General features: G+C 42.2%; 18 protein-coding genes. 1 reads left to right on the top strand and 17 read right to left on the bottom strand.

Going from position 1 to position 23,271, the window contains the following annotated elements; translation table 11 throughout:
* Positions 1-187: 187 nt before the first annotated feature.
* From JMW90_RS09920 to JMW90_RS09890, 7 genes are all read right to left on the bottom strand, one after another.
* Positions 188-1,252, bottom strand: a complete 1,065-nt coding sequence (locus tag JMW90_RS09920; RefSeq protein WP_201563724.1) for an HpcH/HpaI aldolase/citrate lyase family protein — start codon at positions 1,250-1,252, stop codon at positions 188-190.
* Between the two features lie 84 nt (positions 1,253-1,336).
* On the bottom strand, positions 1,337-2,518 hold the full coding sequence (locus JMW90_RS09915; RefSeq protein ID WP_201563722.1) for a cysteine protease StiP domain-containing protein: 1,182 nt from the start codon (positions 2,516-2,518) through the stop codon (positions 1,337-1,339).
* Positions 2,519-2,621: 103 nt separating this feature from the next.
* Positions 2,622-3,434, bottom strand: a complete 813-nt coding sequence (locus JMW90_RS09910; protein ID WP_201563720.1) for an HAD hydrolase family protein — start codon at positions 3,432-3,434, stop codon at positions 2,622-2,624.
* Positions 3,435-3,476: 42 nt separating this feature from the next.
* A complete protein-coding gene (locus JMW90_RS09905; protein ID WP_201563718.1) occupies positions 3,477-4,775 on the bottom strand; it encodes a phosphoribosyltransferase domain-containing protein in 1,299 nt (432 codons plus the stop codon).
* Positions 4,772-6,469: an NYN domain-containing protein gene (locus JMW90_RS09900; protein WP_201563716.1), complete on the bottom strand. Its 1,698-nt coding sequence runs from the start codon at positions 6,467-6,469 to the stop codon at positions 4,772-4,774. The genes JMW90_RS09905 and JMW90_RS09900 overlap by 4 nt, the downstream gene beginning before the upstream one ends.
* Before the next feature lie 81 nt (positions 6,470-6,550).
* Positions 6,551-7,780, bottom strand: coding sequence for a S1 family peptidase (locus tag JMW90_RS09895; protein ID WP_201563714.1), 1,230 nt, complete (start codon positions 7,778-7,780; stop codon positions 6,551-6,553).
* Between the two features lie 58 nt (positions 7,781-7,838).
* The gene (locus JMW90_RS09890; protein ID WP_201563712.1) at positions 7,839-9,002 is read right to left on the bottom strand and encodes an ATP-grasp domain-containing protein; all 1,164 of its coding nucleotides are present in this window, start codon (positions 9,000-9,002) and stop codon (positions 7,839-7,841) included.
* A gap of 317 nt (positions 9,003-9,319) precedes the next feature.
* On the opposite strand from JMW90_RS09890, the gene JMW90_RS09885 reads away from it, so the two are divergent.
* Complete coding sequence (locus JMW90_RS09885) at positions 9,320-10,624, top strand: TerD family protein (protein ID WP_201563710.1); 1,305 nt, start codon at positions 9,320-9,322, stop codon at positions 10,622-10,624.
* Positions 10,625-10,747: 123 nt separating this feature from the next.
* Here the strand turns inward: JMW90_RS09885 and JMW90_RS09880 are convergent, their stop codons facing one another.
* The 10 genes from JMW90_RS09880 to JMW90_RS09835 form a co-directional block, all read right to left on the bottom strand.
* Positions 10,748-11,356, bottom strand: coding sequence for a TerD family protein (locus JMW90_RS09880; protein WP_201563708.1), 609 nt, complete (start codon positions 11,354-11,356; stop codon positions 10,748-10,750).
* Between the two features lie 59 nt (positions 11,357-11,415).
* Positions 11,416-12,135 carry a TIGR00266 family protein gene (locus JMW90_RS09875; protein WP_201563706.1) on the bottom strand — a complete coding sequence of 240 codons (720 nt, stop codon included), beginning with the start codon at positions 12,133-12,135 and terminating at the stop codon, positions 11,416-11,418.
* 365 nt (positions 12,136-12,500) lie between these two features.
* Positions 12,501-13,076: a TerD family protein gene (locus tag JMW90_RS09870; protein WP_201563704.1), complete on the bottom strand. Its 576-nt coding sequence runs from the start codon at positions 13,074-13,076 to the stop codon at positions 12,501-12,503.
* Between the two features lie 471 nt (positions 13,077-13,547).
* Positions 13,548-14,615 carry a DUF475 domain-containing protein gene (locus tag JMW90_RS09865; RefSeq protein WP_201563702.1) on the bottom strand — a complete coding sequence of 356 codons (1,068 nt, stop codon included), beginning with the start codon at positions 14,613-14,615 and terminating at the stop codon, positions 13,548-13,550.
* Positions 14,616-14,888: 273 nt separating this feature from the next.
* Complete coding sequence (locus JMW90_RS09860; RefSeq protein WP_201563700.1) at positions 14,889-15,464, bottom strand: TerD family protein; 576 nt, start codon at positions 15,462-15,464, stop codon at positions 14,889-14,891.
* Between the two features lie 267 nt (positions 15,465-15,731).
* On the bottom strand, positions 15,732-18,062 hold the full coding sequence (gene rlmKL / locus JMW90_RS09855; RefSeq protein WP_201563698.1) for a bifunctional 23S rRNA (guanine(2069)-N(7))-methyltransferase RlmK/23S rRNA (guanine(2445)-N(2))-methyltransferase RlmL: 2,331 nt from the start codon (positions 18,060-18,062) through the stop codon (positions 15,732-15,734).
* A 592-nt stretch (positions 18,063-18,654) separates the two neighbouring features.
* A complete protein-coding gene (locus tag JMW90_RS09850; protein ID WP_201563696.1) occupies positions 18,655-19,182 on the bottom strand; it encodes a peroxiredoxin in 528 nt (175 codons plus the stop codon).
* Between the two features lie 495 nt (positions 19,183-19,677).
* The gene (locus tag JMW90_RS09845; protein WP_227691932.1) at positions 19,678-20,865 is read right to left on the bottom strand and encodes a mechanosensitive ion channel family protein; all 1,188 of its coding nucleotides are present in this window, start codon (positions 20,863-20,865) and stop codon (positions 19,678-19,680) included.
* A gap of 206 nt (positions 20,866-21,071) precedes the next feature.
* A complete protein-coding gene (locus tag JMW90_RS09840; RefSeq protein WP_201563692.1) occupies positions 21,072-22,571 on the bottom strand; it encodes a dihydrolipoyl dehydrogenase in 1,500 nt (499 codons plus the stop codon).
* A 53-nt stretch (positions 22,572-22,624) separates the two neighbouring features.
* On the bottom strand, positions 22,625-23,122 hold the full coding sequence (locus JMW90_RS09835) for a peroxiredoxin (RefSeq protein ID WP_201563690.1): 498 nt from the start codon (positions 23,120-23,122) through the stop codon (positions 22,625-22,627).
* Positions 23,123-23,271 lie beyond the last annotated feature (149 nt).

Raw genomic sequence — 23,271 nt, 5'->3', positions numbered from 1 at the left:
GCCCCTATAAGGGCATAAATCTGGTATCGTTCCCCTAGGCTTAGATGTGTATAGTTCATGGTTGCAATCTCACTTTGGTCGGTGGATAAAGACTTTGATGCTAGCGCATCTAGGTCTTTTTTTCCCCTCGCATTTGATATTGCACTTCATGTGTTAATCTAGGCGCTTTAAAAGGAGTGTTTACAATTTATAAGCGCGCTGTGTAGTCGTTATTACCATCATTAATGGTGCCAAAAACGTTAGCTCGATTGACGATCTCAGTTGCCCAAGCACGATGAGTAGCAGGCTCTAACATGGTATTGTTATATTTAAAGACCGCTTTTGCCTCGCTATGCAAGATTGCCTGCGCCTCATCTAAAATGCTAAGCGGTACGCAATAAGCTTGCTGTACCAAGGCAATCTGGCTTGGATGAATAACGGTTTTGCCAACCAATCCCAAGCTCACATCACGCGTCAGCTCTTGCATAAATAGTGTGGGTTCATCCAAATACTCAAACACCGGTGCCGAGAGATAAAAGCCATGCGGCACAAAACAGCCAAGCAGCTGATAGGCGAGCGTACCAACGGGCGTGTCATAGACAAGGCTGTTTTTAGGACGGCGCAAACGCAATGCTGCAAACAAGTCATTACCACCGATACGCAAAGCAAATACGGGCTGATTAAAGGCTTCTTTAAAACCAATCGCAAGCTCTTGATTATGATGCGGATTAAACAATGCTGCCGTCTCAAGCGTCGGCATCAATAGCATCTCGGTGCTGAGATTCTGGCACGCCATGCGCCAATTAGACAGGCTATACATATCGACTTTGGGCATTACAAAACCATCAATCAAATCAATATGGGTAAAATTTGATAACTGCTCTAGCATGGCCGGATGGCGCGGACGTACAAATACCAGCGGGCGCGTTGGTTGCTCGGACTGCATATCAGCTTGCTGTATCGGCTCATTGATACTATCAACGTGCGTCGCCCATGTATGCAGCAGCGTTTGCAGGCGCTCAAGTGCCAACTCAACATCATGGTGGCTGACCGCATCTTCTAGGCAGATGATAATACTATTAATCGTCGGTAATTTATCACGCTTGATCACTTGCCAAATATCTTGACGCGTCGCTGGCATATACAAGCTCGCCCCCAACTGATACGGATGATGCATATGAGGCTTGAGCATGGCATGACGCTCAGTAATCAGATGCGCATAAGACTGGGTGTTTTGATAAAGGTGGCACTCGTTGTTTGACATATCTGACATAATAGGCATCGTAAATAGAGGTAAATGAATAGGTATAAAAGAGCGGTTAAAACCCTCAAGCACAAGGCGCAAAACGATAAAGCATTACTCGTCTGCGCCGCGCCGCTTAATGAGCGTAATGGCTTGATAAGGCAGTATTTTATCACCTAAGACCCTAATAGGGATATGTCGCTGTGCACATAAATGGCGCAATAATATGGTATCGGGATGCTCAGCGCTTGCTAGTAAAATACATTCAGGGTCGCGGCGCAATATCGCCCGTGTCGCCTCAGCGATGGTTGGCTTAATACGATTACGATTGCTGATAGCGTAGTCCGCTGCCAGCGTCTCTATCAAGTCCGCGGTCTGATAGCGAGGCTGCTTATAGGTTGGCAAGCCTTGTAAAGGCGTGCTTAATGTGCGCCTTGTGGTATCAATACAATCGATAAAAGCTAGGCTATGATCTGCCTCAATTAAATTATCATAAAAAACACTGCGATGTAGCCCCAGTTTTGGTTCAGTATACAAGCTACGTGATATGAGCCCTGATACGGTACTGTTCAATAAACCCGATGGAATCAACCAGTCTTCCTCGCTAGCAGCAAGCCAGGCGACGCCAGCCGGATCAGCAAGGGTCAATAAGGGAATAGCACCTTTACCCTGATGAAAAATATTGGCAAAGTTGAGATGGTTGGGCTCGGCAAACGCTTCTAGACTACGCGCCAGTTCTTTATAAATGGCACCTTTACCCGTCCAACCATCGACAAATACAATCGGGCTATGAGGATGGCGGCTTAATATCATCTGTAAAGCAATCGCATCAAGACCGCGATCTCGGATGATGCTGATACCATAATGCACACTGGGTAGGGCGTAGCTGCTATCAGCATCCACCAATGCGCGCTGCAACAGCACACCAATCGGCAAACCGGCGCGCACAAGACTAACCAATATCAGCGGGCGCTCATTATTGACGTTCAGCTGAAAAATCTGCTGTAGCGTATAGGCCAAATTGGCAATATCAGTAGCTGCTCTTACTTTGCCTTGCTCTAACGCCTCGATATACAGCTGTTCGTGCATGACACTTGGCGCGTCCTCCAATGTTAGCATATCAGAGTAATGACGCTGCCCACTTTGGATCAGCGCTTCTTTTTGATGAACAGGGACATCCGCAATGGCGTCTTTATCAACGATGTCGAGTAAGACAGTGACATCGCTGGCAAGATAGCTGCCTGAGCCATACTGTGATAAATCGGCTATTTGAGTATTTTGGTTATTTGCAGTCATGGTAGAAATATGGGTACTCGCTTAGTGACAATATGATGAAGTGGTGATAGCAGTGTGAAGTCGTGGTGATAATCGTATGCTGATAATGAGAATAAAAGCTCTATTATGAAGCTGAAAATTTCTCATGTAGTTGCCCGTGATTTGGCAGGCCATACCAGTCAAGCAGTTGCAAAAATGGCAGGTCTGCTAGACTGTCACCAAAACCAAAGCTTGGGCGCTGATGATCCAAATGCTGCTCTAATAAAAACTGCACCGCATGACGCTTATGAACCACATGCGGTAATATTGCCAAATTATTGGCATTGACATGTACATAAAAATGCGCATCAAAATCTGGTATGAGCATCGGTAGCTGCTTAGCCAATTCTGCCAATGCTTGATGGTCTTTTTGCGTGTGTTTGATCGCCAGATAAATGGTCAGCTCGTTCTCGATAAAAGCATCCGTATGCGTGGTAAGCTTTAAATCGTTATGAGTACTATGGCTTTTTTGGCTATTAACCCACGTAGCCAGCTGGTTAAGTGTATTTTGTAATGGGGCAAGCGCATTATACATATGCTGCTGCCATGCGCTTAATAAGTCACCATCAGATGTCAAAATAATTGCGCCATGGGTCAATACTTGCCAGCTATTAAAGGGCAACTTAACGCGCTTAATCTCCTGACGATCACGTGCTGTGACGGCTATCAATTCGGTGCTGGCAAGAAGCCAATTAAAGAATGCCGCTTGGCGCTGACTCATAAAGCTTAATGGCTCGCCTTGCTTATTGACGGTGGCACAAACCAATTTTTCAGGCTCAGTCGTTGCTAATTGCCAAGCATCGATTTTGCGTTGAGTTTGAAATAGCGTATCGTCTAAATCCATTAGAGCGTAAGGTTTAATGATATTTTGATTTGCTTGGAAAAATGGGATGGTCATTAGGTTGTCCGTAAATGATGAGCTTGAGAATCAGAACTTAATTTAAAGTGTCGGACTTACTACCAACACATTATCCAAATCCTGCCACATGGCATCCACACTGTCTGCCGACGTTTCCACGCATAAGACAATTAAATCCCAATCGCTAGGTTCGACGTTGTAAGCAAAGTTGGTCATGCCAAGCCCATAATTGTCATTAAAGCTTAACATCGTGGTAATTCCACCGCCAAGTGCAATCGGTGAACGTGTTAATGCACTAAATTTAATCGTATGACGGTCATTATGTACTTTGGTGTTTTGCTCAAGCCATTCCGCCAATAAAAACGGCAACCAGACAAACTCATTACTGCCTAATACTAGAATTCGTGTGGGCAACTGTTCTTTATCAAACTGTGTTTGCCCATTAAAATATGTAAATAATGTTTGAAAGCTTGCCAGATAATGATTAAAACCATCCGTACTATCTAGTGTTGGAAAACGCCCCCAATTACCCGTGTTACCCAAAGCCTGACTGCCAGCTTCGGTCGTATCGACCGATGGCATAATAATAGGCTTGGGGTTGGGTGCATCTGTCCATGTCCAAGCACCAGATAGCAAATGATGGCGATAAAACTCAATATTGGGTAAGCGTTTTGCGATCGTATCATCGGCGTCAACATTAGCCTGATGCTGATCTAGAGACCAATCAACCAAGGTTGTGAGATGCACTTGTTCTAGTTGGCTTAGCCCTGCGTTACGTAGCGCCGTGACGACATTGACACAAGTGTTGCCAGTGGACGCTTCATCATCGACCATAATTAGTGTTTTGCTAGCAAGTAGTTGCTCTTGCATCACCTTATCAGCACTTTGATAAATTAGATGCTGGCTAGCATGACTATGGTCTTCGCTAAAAGTGGTTAGCAAAGAGTTAATGCTATCGTCGTCGTGCTGTGCATGACGCGTAGAGTTCAACAGTAAAGCATGCGGATAACGCGTTTGTAGTGCTTGATGTACACCAGCAGATAAACCAACGGCAGTTTCAGCCATTCCAATAACCAAAATCGGCTCAGGTAACTCTTCAGGTACTAGGTTTGCCAAATCAGTAAAAGCGTTACGCATAGTACTAGGTGCCACCGGAATATGACGACCTAACACTTTTGAGACGAATAAAAACGCGCGTTTTGGGTTAATACGCTGGGCGAAATCGAGCAAGTCTTCTAGCTGATAACTGCCATTTTTCTCTGAGTCGTTTTTAGCAGTCGCTGCATTGGTTTGATAGGTTAAATCAAGCGTACCGCGAGGTAGAGTGATGGTTCGGTTATAAACAATATCAGGTGTTACGTTATGATTAGTTAAGCTCATGATTTAAGGGTATCCGATATGTTGCAAAGTTCTCTTAGGTCGCCGCTGATGATAGTATTTTGTGGCAAAAATTGCCATTCGCCACCTACTCGGTTTAAGTTGAATAACAATAAGTTCTTACCAGTTTTATTCTGAACATTAAATTCTTCGGAGAATAACATTCCTTTGTGGCGATTATTTATATTTACTTCAATGATTGGGCAGTCTTTGCTAAAAGTACTATTAATTTTACTCACAACTACAAAAATAAGCTGATCGATATCCTTGTCCTGCTTCTCTAAACTACACATGAAGTTGGATTTAGCGATACCATTAGCTTCTTTTCGTGTCAGCAAAATAGAGCTGTCTTTGCTACGTCGTTGACTAGCATGAATAATGTCTTTAGCAGCGCCATTATTTTGTTTGGTGTTCATACAAAATAATCTGATGTCAGTTTGACTGCTGGAATAAATAGTGACAAAAGTATACTCATTAGGGACTAGTTTTGAAAAATTAATATTAGCGATTTTAGTGTTGCTAACTGACTCTGAAGAATTCAGTTTTGGTTTTATTTGAAGTGTTTTATGTTCTTTGACTACCTCTAAAACTTGCTTTTGAGGTCTCAATTTAATTGATATGACTTTATTTTCGCGTCGCGTTTTGTATAATTCTAGAGCATCTATTAAATCTGAAAATTTCTTATAACCATACTTATCGAGTTTTATATCAATATGATGCTGCTTAATTTGGCTGGCAAGATAGGATATATTTGACCATCCTTTATCAGATTTTGGGTCTTCTTTTATCAATTTGCCCAGTACTGTAATTAACTGTGTTTCCGCCTGCAGCTTTTTAGTTGTCCATTGCGTGGCCGTGTTACTAGTATTAGGTTTGGTTGTTATTTTGGCTGCTAATGGCACTGTGCTGCTCTTTGTCTCACGCACATACAATGTAGAGTTCACAGACTTTGTTTCAAATAGATCGATATTTTTAATAATGTCGGCGAGTTTAGAGTAACCGTAAATTGCAGGATCAAAATTAGGATAGTTTTTCTTAAGGTTATTGCCTACTATGGCAAAGTTTATCCAGTGATCATCTTGTGCTCTTGGATCATCAGTAATAGATAAGCGTAAGCTATTTAGCAGTTTAGTATCGCATTTTAGACGACTTGCATCCCATTCTTTCACTGAGATTCCATTCATACCATTTTGAATAGTTTTTTCATTAGGAGCATTAGTTTTATTAGAAATATCTTGAGTCTTTGTTATCGTAGGGGTCGGCAATAAATCCTCGATATAGTAAAAACTATCACAGGCTTTAGTAAAGGCGTCGACTGTACTGCGATTACCAAAGCCAAATACCTTAATGCTATCTTGGCGAATTCGTACTGCCAGCGAGGTAAAATCGCTATCACTTGAAATCAAACAAAAGCAATCATATTTGTCACTATAAAGTAAGTCCATTGCCTCAATAACTAGACCGATATCGGTGGCATTTTTACCTTTTACATAAGCAAATTGTTGCATGGGATCAATGGCATATTTAAGTAGCGCTTCTTGCCAACCTTTGATGTGGGCATTTCCCCAGTCACCATATATTTTTTTGCAAGTGACGCGGCCAAGGGTATCTATCTTTTGGAGAATATAGCCGATACTATTTGCAGAAGCATTATCAGCATCGATAAGTACTGCGATGTTATTGAGCTTAGACGACATTTATATTCCTTCACAGACTTCTATTTAAGTAGCTGTTCTCGTATCATGTTAGGTGTTGGTATTATTTTTAATTAATAGCGGTTAACCCTCACATCCTACCAACCACAAAGCACTACGGCTTTTTTTACTGAGTTGCGGCGTCGTTAGAGCGCCAGTGTTAGCGAGTGAACCATCGGACAAATCATCCAAGCTGATTCCAGCACTCGCGAGTAGGGCGGATAATAACTGAAATTTCACTGCATAGTTCATATTTTGTGCATGCTCGTGCACAAAACTTGATGTCACCATGCCGATCACTTCACCAGTTGGCAGTAATAAAGGGCTGCCACTAGAGCCCGGCTGAATGGGTGCAGTAAACTGCATATAACGAATATCATCGCTTAACCCTGTCAGCCCTGAGATACAGCCTTGCGTGACTTGTAGCTGGCTGCTCAGTCCTGATAACGGAAATCCCAACGTCGTCACGGTCTCGCCCAAGTTATCAGAGCATTGCTGCGCTAAGGGCAAATAGTTTGGCAGAGGCTCGCTGACTTTAATAATAGCTGAATCGCTACCGATATCACTAAGCACCACTTGCGCCTCGCGATCAGGCTGACCTTGCTGACGAATACCAATCATCGCTGCCGATTCGATGACATGATAACAGGTCAGTAGGTGATATTGGTCAATAGCAAACGCTGTCCCTGTCCACGTTTCACCAGTTTGAGCATGACGTGGTGGGCGTGACTCATTATGTGGTTGATTTTGCTGGCGCTGAGCATCTTGAATCAGCGCATGGGTATTAGGCGAGCGCATATCTAGGCTAACTTGTAATCGATGCTCTAAGCTTGCAAGCCCTTGGGTAGAGCTTTCTCCTAGAGCACGGCATTTATACTGACCATTACGCTGATATATCTCTAATATAATCGCTGCTTTCACGTGACGTTCAGTAGCCTTAAAGTCATAACTGATAGCGCTATTATTGAGTTTTAGGCTAATACTATCGAGCTCAACGGCTGGCAAGTTAAGGCTTGGTTCATGATAAGTATAGGCAATAAGTTGTAAGAAGCTGACGCCTTGACTGTCGAATAGCTGCGGCAAATCAAGTTGCCACTCGTTTGGATTATCCACAGTATTGAGCTTGGCCCAATCTTTGGTTTCATGCAAGTAGGCAGGACTACAAGCCGCTTTACGATGCTCGTCTAAAGGCAGCCATATCAGACCAAGCTGTTGACCAAAAGTAAGCGGCTTTGCTGTCGAAAATACGACTGAGTACTGCGGTTGCGCGATCACTGTATTTGCGCCTAGCACTAATGTGGTCTGTACTGTCATCGTGCGCCCCTAACAAATTATGTAATCGTTGATGATTAGTTATTTAAATGCCTGCTGCTTACTCAACCGCATCGTCTTCAATCTTAACACCCACCATGATTGAACGTACTTGGCAGGGTACAATTTGCTGAGCGATATCAACCAGTTTTGGCTTGTCGGTTAATCCTAACCAATAAGCAAAGCCAATTTGCGTTAAATCGACACCGCTATGAGTGGTGTAATCAATACCGCCAGAGGGGCGGCTATTGATCTCAAGCACACGGTGCTGACCATAATCATCAGCTTTGGTCTGGACGCTAATGATGCCATCACAGCCAAACGCTTTTATCAATGGAATGACCACATCCATGACTGGTTGCTCATAACCTATGTGCTGAATTTTCCCCGTTTTATAGCGCGTGACGGCAGCCAATACTTCACCGTATTCACAGACGACATCGATAGAATACTCTTGCCCTGATAAAAAAGGCATCAGTAGCATCGGAATAGGGCGTTCATGTACCATTAAGCTGTTTACATAAGCATTGATAAACTGCGCTGTATTGATTTTTTTCTCTTCAGTGAAGTATAGATGCTCAAAACTGTCGTATTGCTCATCATTTTCTTCATCCGCTTCTTTATCCTTGCCCAAACGCCAAAACCCTTGCGCAAAAATACCCGTCACTGGTTTGACACATAACGGCTGATGACCGTGCTTGGCAAGTAAAGCCTCAAGCTCTGTTACATTGTCAAAGCGCCACGCATCGGCGACAGGGATGTCATGCTCATGACACTGCTGCATAAAGGCAAACTTATCATCGATGGTTTCTAATGCTGCAACGCTGGTCGCACCCGTCAATAGACGAATACCCGCTTCATTAAATGCCTCACGATGAGCTTCATAATTAATACCATTGCGTCCAGTGAGTAACACTTTTACGTTGTTGTTTTTGGCTTGCTCTAAGACAAACTCCCAACGCGGCGTCAATGTCTCGGCGGCTTCGAGCATTGTTTGCTCATCGCTGTCTGTAGCGGTTACAGAAGGCTCACGGTAAACGACATCAGCAAATGCAAAAATCTCAGGTCTATTATGACGATGTGAGGCAATGATAGTAAAGGGTGTGTTAAATTGAGACTTTAACGCTTGCAAGCTAGCGAGCATATCACGCTGGCTTGACTGACCTTCAGCCAACCAAGCAGCGCTTACTTTTGTATGATGACTATCGTTAGCAGGGTTATCCATAATTCTCTTAGCACTCTCTTAAATAATAGGGTTTTGGATTACTCGGTATCGTCGTCACAAAGTGGTTTGCAATCCAATCTATGTCCAAATAACCTCAGGTATGGCATTTCTATATAACGGGCTCTATTATATACAAATGCTAGACGTTATAACTGCTTCCAATTAAATAGCATCAAGGATTTTTACTGTTTTTTATAAATTATTGACGTTTTATGAGACGTGGGTTCTGATTAAGGTTGTGGTGCCATCCATGCTACTATATAGCGATAGTCAATCTAACAAACAAAGCAAATAATAAATCATTTAAAGGATAAAAAATGAGCCAAGCCCCACCTCAAACACTGATTGCTGGTGCCAATGCGCCACTACCAACGGATAATATCAGTATCCGTATCTTAAGCCAAAACCCTATCGATTGCGCCGCTTACCGTTTGACGAGTGATGGCAAAGTGCGCGGCGATGGCGACATGATATTTTATGGTCAGATACGTAGCGATGATGGTAGCGTCAGCTTCCGCGGTCATGACAGTGATGGATTTTTTGATATTAATTTGCCTACGCAGCCTGCCAGTATTGAGAAGATTGCCTTAGCATTTTCTAGCGCGCAGACTTTGGCTCAAGTTGGCGATGTGGATATTCAAGTACTACAAGGCAGTCAAGTGCTGATAACTTGCCAATTAAGTGCTGCTGTTGGACGCAATGAAAAAGCTATTATCTTAGCGGAATGTTATCGTCGGCAAGGCAATTGGAAGTTTCGTTTTATCGCTCAAGGTTTTGAAGGCGGCTTAAAACCTTTGTCTGAGCATTTCGGTGTTGACATCGCTGATGAAGCACCAGCTCAAAGCCCTTTACAAAATCAGTCACAAAACTCATCACAAAACCAGCCTCAACCTATTAATACGCAGCGACCAATCAATACGCAAAAAGCCGGTAGTGCGTCTCAAACAAATACGCCACCGCCAATGCCTGCCAGCTCTACTAGTCCTTCGATTAACTTAAGTAAAATAACCTTAACCAAAAACCAATCTAGTATCAATCTTAAAAAGCGCGATGACTTTGGTAAAATCTCTGTCAATTTAAACTGGAATCAACGTCCAGATACCAGCAAGCAAGCGCCCAAAAAAGGACTGCTTGGTGATTTGTTTAAGCAACATAAAGCGGGTGGAATCGATCTTGATGTCGGCGCGATGATTCATCTGAAAAATGGTGAAAAAACCCTCATTCAAGCTTTAGGCAGTCGCTTTGGTAGCTTGCAGTCAGCGCCTTATGTGTTGTTGCGTGCCGACGATAGAACAGGACAAGTCAGCGGCGGCGAATGGCTGGACATTAATGGTCAGCAGTGGTCACAGATTGAAGAGGTGTTTATCTTTGCTTTTATCTACGAAGGCGCACCAAATTGGGCGCAAACAGATGGGCTAGTGACCATTCATGTACCTGACCAGCCACCGATTGAAACACGCTTGACGGAAGGTACAGGCAACTTGCCGATGTGCGCTATTGCGCGTCTGGTCAATCAACAAGGCAGTATCAATGTTGAGCGGATTAATGAGTACTTTAAAGGTCATCAAGAGATGGATAAAGCCTTTAATTGGGGCTTTAGCTGGAAGCGCGGCAGTAAATAACGACTTCATTCATATGCTTTATCAAACGTAAAAAATCAGCCCATCTATCACTAGATGGGCTGATTTTTATGCATGATTCTCATTAACATTAAGATATCATTTCAAAAATGATACTTATGGCTATTAAGCATGCGGGGTGATAGCAGGCATCAAGTCATGGAAAGTGCGACCAGTTGCCGTTTCACCGATGGCATGCATTTTCCACTCATTATTATGACGATAAACTTTTGCCATAATCATCGCGGTATGAGTACCTTGTGAGGACAGATTATAGCGCGCTACCTCAGTATTGTTATTGGCATTGATGATACGGCAAAACGCATTTTCTACGGTTTCAAACGTCTGACCAGTAAAGCTATTAACGGTAAATACCAACGACACCACGTTAGCTGGGACTTTTGATAAATCAACATTAATCACTTCATCATCGCCATCGCCGTCACCAGTGCGGTTATCACCGGTATGTACGACACTGCCGTCTTTCGACTTAAGCTGGCTGAACCAAATAGCATCGACCGGCTGCTTATTGCTATCAAACATGATGCATGACGCATCTAAATCGATAGAATCGCCGCCGCTGCTGCCGCCGAATAACTTACCTAATAATCCGCCTTTTTTATCTTGTGGACCTTGGGAGACGTCCCAGCCTAGACCCAATTTTACTTGGGTAAGCTCGCCGCCAGCTTCTTTGCTTAGGGATATTTTTTGACCCTTTTGTAAACTAACTGCCATGTGATCATCCTTATAATAGTTGTATGAGAAATTGCTATAAAATATTGCCTAGTAATCTGCTAGCGACCACCTGAACTGGTGCCCAAGATGCTTTGTAGCCACCCTTGATAACTGTCACGGTTGCGTGAGCAGATAATAACTTTGCCTGATCCTGAAAAGTTCAGCACCATGCCTTCGCCACTGGTGACTGAATTAATAATATTACTCATGATGCCTTTTTTCTTGCTGGTCGATACAGAAAGCTTATAATCAAGCGTTGAGTCCCAACAGACCACATGACCATTATCAATAATGACATCTTTATCTGGCGTTACATCAATCTCAAATAATGAACCAAAACCCGATACCACCACCTGACCTTGACCTTGCGTCTGCATAACCATAAAGCCGCCCGTATCGCCAAAGACTGCGCCACCTAAGTTACGTTGGATATTGGCTCTGATATCGACACCGATTTGCGCCGCGACAAAAGCACCATCGCTCAAGGTATATTGATGTTTGCCGCAATCAATGATTTGCATATCGCCGTCGAGCGTTGGTGCCAGCAAGCAATCACCTTCACCGTTTACCGCTTCAATTTGCTGTTGAAAAAGTGACTCATCGTTAGCAAAACGGCGCATCAATGACTGAATCAGTCCACCTTGCAGTTTGCCTTTTAGCTCAAGGTTTGATTCCATCATTACCATGGCATTGGCTTCGCAATAGATTGAGTCGCCTTTTTTAAGGTTACAATGCAAAAAAGGCTCGATAGTACCGATTAAGCTAAACGTTGCAGCCATAAATAAAAAGTCCTTGTTGTAATATTTTTATGAGTCCATCTGTAGAGGGTGTAGTAAATATATTCTATCAATATCATTTAGCGATTACATTTATAGCTATAGTCAGGGAAAAGTAATATCGATACATCAAGTACTGCTGATATTCATTTTTCTTGATTGCTGTGCCTACGCAGACAGAGGCTGCAAAAAATTTATATCAGCAGCACTGTAGCGTTTTTGAGATATTTTAACGATACTTAAATTTAAAGCCATCAAATGTCTTAAACAACACACTTGATGGCTTATAGATCTCGTAAGTAGCTCGTAAATAAATAGTTACTTACTTATAATAGTTGGCTTGCGGCACGATTAAGTCAATTAGACTGTTAAACGTTGACGCCATAAGAGGCCGCTAATGGTCCAAGACCACCGCTAAAGCCTTGACCCACTGCGCGGAATTTCCAGTCACTACCATTACGGTATAATTCACCAAAAATCATCGCCGTTTCAGTGCTACCATCTTCTGATAAGTCATAACGAGCGATTTCAGCTGCGCCGTTGTCATTGATGACACGAATATAAGCGTCGCCAACTTGACCAAAGTTTTGGTTACGGGTCTGACCTTCATAAATGATGGCACATAAGGCAACTTTGCTAACGTCAGCTGGGATGCTCGCTAAATTTACTTTGATGGCTTCATCATCACCGGCACCTTCGCCAGTACGGTTATCACCGGTATGCTCAACCGCGCCGTTATCAGATTTTAAGTTATTGAAAAAGATAAAGTCTTGGTCATTACGGACTTTGCCTGCTTCATTGACCAAGAAGCCGATAGCGTCTAAGTCGAAATCTTGACCGTCAGTGGCGCGTGGATCCCAGCCTAGACCGACCGTGATATTGGTCAAACCTGGCGCTTCTTTTGATAAGTTTACGTTGCCGCCTTTTGTTAAGCTAATAGCCATATAAATATCCTTTGGATTAATAATTAAATTGATTGATAAAAAATGAACTCAAATAGTGCAGTGGTCGATATATAGACGCCGTTAAAAAAATCTATCTGTACGTCATGCGCTGCATATCATTACGATTTACTATACTAAGCGTTTGCTCACTAAGCAAGGCGTATTTTGTGCGCTGATGTTATGGTTACTAACAGATATAGCAATTGTGCAAATCTGATACTTTCTAAGTGTCCCGATAACAATCGTTAAGATATTGTTATCAAAAACGAATTTCTTAGATACTAAAGTTGGTATTAAGGTTGCAATATCGAACCGAGCAATCAAGTAAAATCTAATGATATAGATTACTCATAAAATAAAAAGCTATAAAAAAACAGGTCATACCAATTGCTTGATATAACCTGTCATTAATAACGCTTTAAGACAAAATATTTTTACGTTATGTTGTCTATACACCTTGTTATATAAACACTAGGTAATCGACTTTGCTTGTTGCTTACGATAATTGAGTGAAGCGACAAATGCCCAACCAATAAAGGCAATACCAATCAAACCAGTAATAATCTCTGGCACATGGAATTTCACTGACAATAGCATAATGATGGCTAAGGCACCGATAGCGTAATGAGCGCCATGTTCAAGATAGACAAACTCATCAAGTGTGCCTTTATCGACCAAGAAGATAGTCATCGAACGTACAAACATCGCACCAATGGCAAGACCAAGCATAATCACGATCACGTCGTTGGTAATCGCAAATGCGCCAATCACGCCATCGAAACTGAATGAGGCATCAAGGACTTCTAAGTATAAGAAGCCGATAATACCGCCTTTCATAATCGCGCTGGTCGCTGCGGCACCTGAGCCATTCTCTTTGTTTTCTAAGTCTTCTTCGAGATCACCCTCAAGCATACCAGAGACCACTTGTACGCCAAGGTAAATCAAGATACCCCATACACCAGCGATTAGGACAGCAGAAGCTTGTTCAGGGTTAGCAAATGATACGGCAATCATCAAGACGATAAGCGCGACAAATACGCTCATGGCATCAACTTTGCCCAGTTTCGCCAATCGGCTCTCAAGCCAATCAAACCAATGCACTTCTTTTTCATCAAAGATAAAGTTTAAGAAGACGAGCAATAAGAAAATACCACCAAATGCTGAGATTTCAGCATGATGCGCTAATAATCTGGCTGAATATTCTTTAGGGTCGTTCAATGCCAAATCTATAACTTGCATCATACCAAGGTCGGCAGTAACGGCAACGATGACAATCGGGAACACCAAGCGCATACCGAATACAGCGATTAGAATACCGACTGTTAAAAATATCTTTTTCCAAAATTCGTCCCAGCCCTTAAGGACTGAGGCGTTGACCACCGCATTATCAAATGATAATGAAATCTCCATGACGGCCAAAATAGCAGTAATAGAAAGGGTGGTTATCAAACCGCCCATACCGCCATGTGAATATCCCCACCATGCAGCTATCATCAATGCGATAGCTGTAAAGATGAAGTCTAAATAAAAATGTCTCATGACACATCCTGTCTGGTTGCGTAAAGCTAAGGTTGTCTATTATAGACGCAGCATAAAAAAAGCAGTTATTGCTAACCACTTTTTTGCATAATTTTAAACGAAACATAAAGCATTATCAGTCATTTGGCTATTAAAAATTGTGACTATTTTGCAACCACATTTTACAGCCATTATCAAAGCCAATAGCAAAGCATAATTACTGTATTTTTTGAGAGTGCTTATCATCTGATGGATGATTTTAGCGCGGGCTAAAATATTGATTTAAATAACAGTTTAAATAACGACACCATATTGCTGGCACATGGCTTGTAAGCCACCAGAATAGCCTTGACCAACGGCGCGGAATTTCCATTCTGCATTGTGGCGATAGACTTCCCCAAATACCATCGCTGTCTCAACAGAGTAGTCTTCTGCCAAATCAAAACGGACCACTTCAGTACCTGTTTCCTCATTCACAACACGAATAAATGCATTGGCGACTTGTCCGAAATTTTGGTTACGCGTAGCGGCATCATGAATAGTGACTGTAACAACGATTTTATCGACATCAGCAGGTACTTGCGTTAGGTTGACTTTGACCACTTCGTCATCACCATCGCCTTCGCCCGTACGGTTGTCACCCGTATGCTCAACGGCGCCATTGTCAGATTTGAGTTGGTTATAAAAGATAAAGTCATGGTCGCCGCGTACTTTGCCAGCGGCATTTAATAAAAATACGCTCGCATCAAGATCGAATTCCGCGCCAGAAGTCGCGCGCTCATCCCAACCAAGACCAATAAGCAGTTTTGTTAAGTTTGGATCCGTTTTGGTTAGCGATAAATTACCGCCTTTATTCAGAGATAATGCCATGGATTGGTCCTTGTTATTTATTGGAGTAGAGTGGATTGCACGATTACAACGGTAAAAGTAAAAACTGTTTTAAGACCGTCAGTTCGAAATAGTACTTTGTCGTTTTTAAATTGGATTCGTTATACAGTCAGTGAAAAGTAATATCGACACATTATGTACTGCGGGTAGCGTTCTATCATACCAACAAAAAATGACCCAATCAAAGCTGATTGGGTCATTGTTATGTTTTATAGCCAGTTAGGCGTCAAAGCTAAGATTTAGTGTTTGTTATAGACTCTGACGATGACGAATCTCAAAACTTTGATGAATCGGTTTTTTAATATCAAAATCAAAACCAATGGTTTTTTGGGTAATATCAACGATGTCATAACGTTCAGTCAACTGCTCATCCAGCTCAAAGCGGGTAAAGTTATTAGAGAAGTATAAAATACCGTCTGCCGTCAAGCGGTTCATCGCACGGTTAATCAGTGCGGCATGATCACGCTGGACATCAAAAGTACCCTGAAACTTTTTAGAGTTTGAAAAGGTTGGCGGATCAATAAAAATAATATCGAATTGTTCTGTATTGTCTTTTATCCACTCAAAAATATCGGCAGCAACAAATTGATATTTATTTCCACTGACATTTAAGCCATTTAAAGCAAAATTTTGTCTGCCCCAATCGAGATAATTCTGTGACAAATCCACGCTGGTGACTTTTTTAGCGCCTGCCAATGCCGCATGCACACTCGCGGTACAAGTATAAGCAAATAAGTTCAATACCGATTTATTACGACTGTTGTCTTTGATACGCGCCCGCATATTACGATGGTCAATAAATAGACCCGTATCGAGATAATCGGTGAAATTGACATACAGATAAGCACCATCTTCGCGGGCAATATAAAACTTGCCACGCTTTTCGGTATTGCCTTGTTTGCTATATTGATCATTACCCGATTGACGAGCACGGGTTTTGATAAAAATCTGTTCGCGGTTAATACCGAACACTTCACGGATACCCATTAGCGCCAAATTAAAGCGTTTTTTGGCAGTTTCTGGTGGAATAGTCTTTGGCGGCGCGTACTCTTGGACATGAGCATAGTCGCCATATAAGTCGATTGCCACTTTAAAATCAGGCAGGTCAGCATTGTAGACACGGATATTACTCACATTGTCTTTCTTAGCCAATTTCTTAAGTCGGGTTAGATTTTTTTGCAAACGATTGATAAAGTCTTGACCGTCTTCTACTTCAATTTCACGTTTCTCAAAACGGCTAACAAGATTGCCCGTTTGACCAGCAATCAAGGTACCATAGCGGAAATACACAGTAATAGCGCCGTTATGACAGCGCAACGTTTTTGGTTCTCTAATTGGCAAGATATCGACTTGTTCAACGTGAGATGCCAATATACCAAGCATCGGATCAATACCACTGCCAGCAAAGCTGTCTTGTAAAATAAGCCCAATCGATTGATATAATGGCTTGATCATTTCTTCATCACCTAAACGCTCACCATAAGGTGGGTTGGTGATAATCAAAGGATTACTCAAACGACCGTCAGCAACCAAAGGTTTTAATAGCGTGCTTAGCTGATCAAGGGGGCGCGTTTCTATATCGAGTAGCGGCAGTAAGTCTTGTAAACCTGCGGCAATCAGATTCTTTTCTGTAGCAATAATGGCGCCATTATCGGCATCGAATCCAAAGATGAGCGGCAACGTATCCGGCTGCTCATTCGCAATTGCTAAGGCTGCACGGAAACGTGTCTGTGCATCATCAATCATTTCTTGCCATAAAGCGTCATCATGATGCTGCCACTGATAAAACCCGAACTGATTGGCGGCTTTATCGATACCGACGGCATAATCGCAATGCATAAGTAGCGCTTCAATGATAAAGGTACCAGAGCCACACATCGGGTCGATGAGCGCATTATAAAAAGGCGCATCGCCTGCCTCATTTTTCTTATGCCAGCCTGCACTATAAAGTAGGGCAGCCGCTAAGTTTTCTTTTAGTGGCGCTTCTGTCATTGCCACGCGATAGCCACGGCGATGCAAGCTGGTACCTGACAAATCTAGATATAACTCAGCTTGCTTGTCATTGACGGTCGCAAATACAGAAAAGTCTGGATTTTTACTGTCGACGTTAGGGCGGCTGTCATACACTTCGTTAAAGGTATCCGCAATCGCATCTTTGATACGTAGCATGGCAAACTGCTGACTGACCGCCACACGTTTATCTACAGACAAGCGAATGGCAAAGGTCTGCTCTAAGCTAAATTGTTCCGTCCAATTGACCGATTTTGCCAAACCATACAGCTGCTCAGCCACATCATATTCGGCGTTGATATTTTTGCGCTTAATCAGCATTAATACGCGCGATGCCACACGCGACCACAGACAGATCTTATATAAATCACGCAAGGTACCTGTAACCGCAAGGCGACCCGTGCTTTTCATCTCGCTTGCAATACCAAAACTGGTCAGCTCAGTCTGTAGCGGTGCTTCCAACCCATCGGCGCAGGTAATGATAAGATCAAGTGACAATACCTGTGAAAATGCTTGTGAAGATGGTTGTAAAGACGCTGAGGAAGAGGCGAGCGCGGTTGTTTCGGTCATACGGATACCTGTGGGCTAAATTGATAAATAATGTACGTCATAAAATAAGAGGTTTAACCGTCAATTTTACCATAATTATGCTATAGATGGTTTAAGTGGTTTTGATTAAAAGACCGGGTTTGAAATTTTGGCATTAAGGTATTATTAAAACCATTGCTATAGTCGATTCATTTTAAAAACGATACAGTGCTATTGGCTATAAATTTTTTGCAGCCTCTGTCACGCCTGCGAACAGCAAGCAAGAAAAAATTATAGCCAATAGCACGTTATTACAATCGTATCGCTTTTATTTTAAACTGACTATCTCTAGGGTCAGATTAAACAAATGGCTCATTATTGGTTCTTAATCTAAGGTGTCTTCTCATTTTAAAAATGGTAATAAAATTGAGATAAATGGTAGTCAAACGAGGAAAATAACATCGCTCAGCGGTAGATATTTTTGTAAAAACCATAAAAAAACTGCGTAGCCCTTAACTTTAAGGACTACGCAGTTCGATAGTATTCGAGCCTCAGTATTTGAGCATTTATCGACGCTTGATACCTGTTATCTGATAAAACAACAGTCAAGAGCCAATGTACTTAAGCATTGTGGTTAAGCATTACTTTTCAAATACTCTAACATGGTGTCTGCATCTGATACTTCAAACGGGTCTGTTGGGCAGTTGTCACCAAAATCAGCTTCCTTAAACACTTTTTTGATTGCTTTGTTGTCGAGATACATCGAATAACGCCATGAGCGCATACCAAAGCCAAGATTACTCTTATCAACAAGCATGCCCATTTTACGAGTGAACTCACCGTTGCCATCAGGCAGCAAAAAAACGTTTTCACGGTTTTGCTTTAAACCCCACTGGTACATGACGAAGGCATCATTGACAGAAATGCAAACGATTTCATCTACGCCTAACGCCTTAAACTCATTGTAAAGCGCTTCATAACGAGGCAGATGGCTGGTCGAACAAGTTGGCGTAAAGGCACCTGGTAGTGAGAACACAACCACTTTTTTATTGGCAAATAACTCATCTGTGGTTAGGTCATACCATTTGAATGGGTTGTCTCCTCCAATAGACTCATCACGAACACGAGTTTTGAAAGTCACATCAGGTACATGGGTAATCATTATTTACTCCGATTTGGGTTATTGTTTTTTTTCAAAATATAGTCAATCCTTTATACATTAGATACGGTGTCAGTCTCGCTTAGTCTACTATTTGTAATACTTTCACTCGCCTTCCTTGTATCTAAATTATATCTAACCGACTATAGTCCATCTATATAATAATAGTTATAGCAACCCATAAGCAAATCTTTAAGGGCATATTCACTATATAAGCTATCAAAATATAGGAGCTTTTTTTATACCTTACAAGCTATAGTTAAAATATCTCAAAAACGCTACAGTGCTGCTGATATAAATTTTTTGCAGCCTCTGTCTGCGTAGGCACAGCAAGCAAAAAAAATGAATATCAGCAGTACTTGATGTATCGATATTACTTTTCCCTGACTATACGCTAGCTGCTTTGGCCATATCCTAGAGAGACATGTTTGAAGTAGTCTCTGTCGTTTAAGGCTTTTGAGATTACTTTTCCAGATTAGGGACACGCTCTAATAAACGTTATTTATCATCCTTTTTTAGCGATACTGATTCTGTGACCAATTGCGTGGTCTTCGCTACTGGCTTGGTCACTATGGGATAGTCAACTTCTCTTGGCATTAATAGACGCATATGCGGATAAGGGGTTGAAATATCGGCGGTATCAAAGGCGCGTTTGATATTCTCTCGCAAACCCTCTTTAATTTTAGGCATACGAGCAACCGCCGCTGGTTTGACCCAAAATCGTACAATAAAATATACGCCATACTCTCCAATCTCTGCTACGGTTGCAGAAGATTCAGGTCGATTAAGTACCGCCTCATTATCGGACAGCACCTGCAAAATCTCATCGCGTGCTTTATCAATATCATCTTCAAAAGCAATACGCATCTGAATATCAAAGCGTATAAAGTTTTTGGAGGTGAGATTGGTGACGACGGAGGAGGCGACATTTGAATTGGGTATGATGACCGTAATATTATCACGAGTTAAGACATGGGTCGTACGTAAGGCAATCACCACTACGCGACCTTCATTGTCATTGATATTGACCCAGTCACCAACTTGAAAGGACTGCTCAAGCAAAATAGTAATGCCTGCGATAAAGTTGGCAAGCGTTGACTGCGCGGCAAAACCGACTGCCAAGCCGGCGATACCCAAACCTGCTACTAAGGAGACAATATCAAAGCCAAACTGCGCCATAACGCTGGCAAGCCCTAATACCAGTAATAGCACTGATAAGATATTTTTGAGCAGCTGCTCAATAGAGGCATTTAAACCATAGTGTTGTAGTATTTTATGGACAATTTGTCCAGATGATGTCCATAAAACATAATATATCCCCGCCCATGTACTGGCTTTGGCAGTGGCTTTAATGGTATCTGGCTCAAAATTCAGCTGACTCATAATGGCAATGATACTGGTCACGATCCATATATAACGCAGGATAGAGCGGGCAATTTTAGCGCGGCGCTCATTCAGACGAATGCGGTCTTTGCTTTTTTTGAGTACATAGATAGCAAGCCAATACATAAACCCCGATATCGCAAGCAGGATTAGAATTTTGATGCCAGTGCTCACCAGCTCTACTGATTTCGATGACCAATCTAAGGTGCCTTCCTCGATAGAGCCGCCAATGGCGAGATAAAGGCTGGTATGTAGATCACGAGCAATCTCTTGAAAAAATTCAGTAATACTAGCGATTGCCATTATCTTATCCATGAAAGGGGTGGTTCTAAAAATGTATTACTTTGCACTAATATGACGTTAATAACATGATTTAGGCGACTTCAACCGTCATCTAATGATATCAATATCAGTATTGAATCAGCTTAAATCATCGCTACAAATCTCACTGACGTTGGCGACAGTCAGTATATTTCATTATTTTTAAAAAACAGCGTTTTAATAGGCATTTAAGAGTTATTTTTTTGGGTATCAAGCGACTGATAAGGTATTTCCATCAGATCCTGAACATCATGCAATGCAGTACGCAAACCCTCCAAGATAGTAGGGTGATAAAAAGGGGTGTCGAGCATATCTTTAACAGTCAAGTCGTTGGTAATCGCCATCGCTAATATGTGCCCAATATACTCTGCATCCGGACCAACCATGCTTGCACCCAATATTCTGTCTGTTTTTTTGCAGCCATAAATATGCAGTAAACCACAGTTAACCCCCATGACGCGGCTGCGACCTTGATTGTCAAAGCTTACTTTGCCAATCACATGCTCAAGCGTTGGATCTTGTTCAATATCCGGTAAAGACATACCGACATTGATGATTTGCGGCGAGCAAAAGACGATAGAAAACGGCGTCGCAGGTGGACGAATATACGCGTCTTTTTTGTTATCGCAGACCATACTGCCAGCGCTAAAACCTTCATCGCTTGCCACGTGAAGCAATGGAAGATTGGCATTGGCATCGCCAACGATATAAACGTCTAAATCACCGATTTTACCGGTTTTTTTATCCAGCTGTTGGGGACGATTTTTTTCATCAAGTTTAACGCCTAGGTTTTCAACGCCCAGCTCATGTATATTATTGCGCCGTCCGGTCGCGACCAGTACGTATTCACCTTGCCATTGTTGCATCTTGCCAGCACTGTCTTCATAGTCAATAAATGCGGCGGCATTTCTTTGGCTGCCGACTGCTTTACTACCGACATCCGTAATGTTGCTACCCAAATGCATGGTCAGCTCATGACTTAAGCAATCAATAGCTTTGTTATTAATATCATCGTCCTTCAGACCAGCAACCCGTTTGACCTGATTAAACAAAGTAACGTCAACGCCTAAGCGGGTAAAAGCTTGAGCAAGCTCTAAACCTATGGCACCTGCGCCAACCACTGCCATTGATTTTGGTAAGTCGGCTAACTCAAAGACCGTATCTGAGGTGAGCAGGGTATCGCCAAGCTTGTCAGCCCAGCCATCTGGGATAAAAGGCGAGCTGCCAGTGGCGACGATAATCTTATCTGCTGCAATCAGCTCGTCATTGACTTCAATAAGTCCTTGTTTGTTGATATAAGCACGTCCGGCTATTTTGCTATCCTCAGACCAGCTATCGACTTGCTCTTCGATGTAGCTGGCAAAATGACTGCGTTCAGCACGAACGCGTTCCATGACTTGCTTACCATCTATCTGAGCGGTAGCATGAATCCCAAACTCGCTAGAGTGATTGGTATCATAAGCACGGTCAGCTGCTGCAATAAGTAATTTACTCGGCATACAACCGACCGCAATGCAAGTCGTTGTCCAAAATCCATCATTAATAATAAGGGCATCGTCTTTTATCTTTTTAGCTTGGCGAAAGGCGTTTTGACCTGCAGTGCCAGCACCAATGACCGCAACGGATACTTTGCGTGTTACTTTTTTATGAGTGCTATTATCAAATGCGGTATCAGGCTGTTTATTCATATTATTCTCAAATAAAGAGTGTTTTAAAGTTTATCGAAAGGTCTATTAAAAAACTAAGGCGCAAGCGTGGTTAATAAACGCTCAATATAATCCTTTGCTTTAAGGTTGCGCTGTGCATGAGTGAGTGTACCACTTTTATTAAATACAAATGCTGAACGTACAAGACCTAGGGTGATGTTGCCATACATGTTTTTTTCTTTAATCACATCAAAATATTGGCAGAGTTTTTCATCGCTATCACTGACAAGTGGGATATGCAGATTGTATTTGGTAATAAAGCTTTCGTGTGATTCGACGCTATCGCGTGAGACGCCAATGATGTCATAGCCTAGATCATCAAATTCATTAAGATGCGCGGTGAACTCTGTTGCTTGTGTGGTACAGCCAGGGGTATCGTCTTTTGGGTAAAAATAAAGGATAAGTCCTTTGCTGGTATTGGCGACCAGCTCCTTTAAGCTAATATCATCATGAATGAAATGACCATCTAGCTCGCGTACGATGGTGACTGGAAAATCAGGTAGAGCAATGGTTTCTGTGGTTGGCTTTGCCATTGTAAAATCCTTCTTTATTTTAATGAGGGTTATATTATTATTGGTCATCTTATTATAGGCAGATTCGTAGAAATAAATCCTCGATTTTACACATCACTTATGGATGAGCAACAAAAAAGACTGGCAATAGCCAGTCTTTTAGACATCTA

The organism is Psychrobacter glacincola, from assembly GCF_904846215.1.
GTDB classification, from domain to species: Bacteria; Pseudomonadota; Gammaproteobacteria; order Pseudomonadales; family Moraxellaceae; genus Psychrobacter; species Psychrobacter glacincola.
The sequence above is the reverse complement of the archived record's forward strand: the minus strand, read 5'-3'. Positions and strand labels throughout refer to the sequence as shown.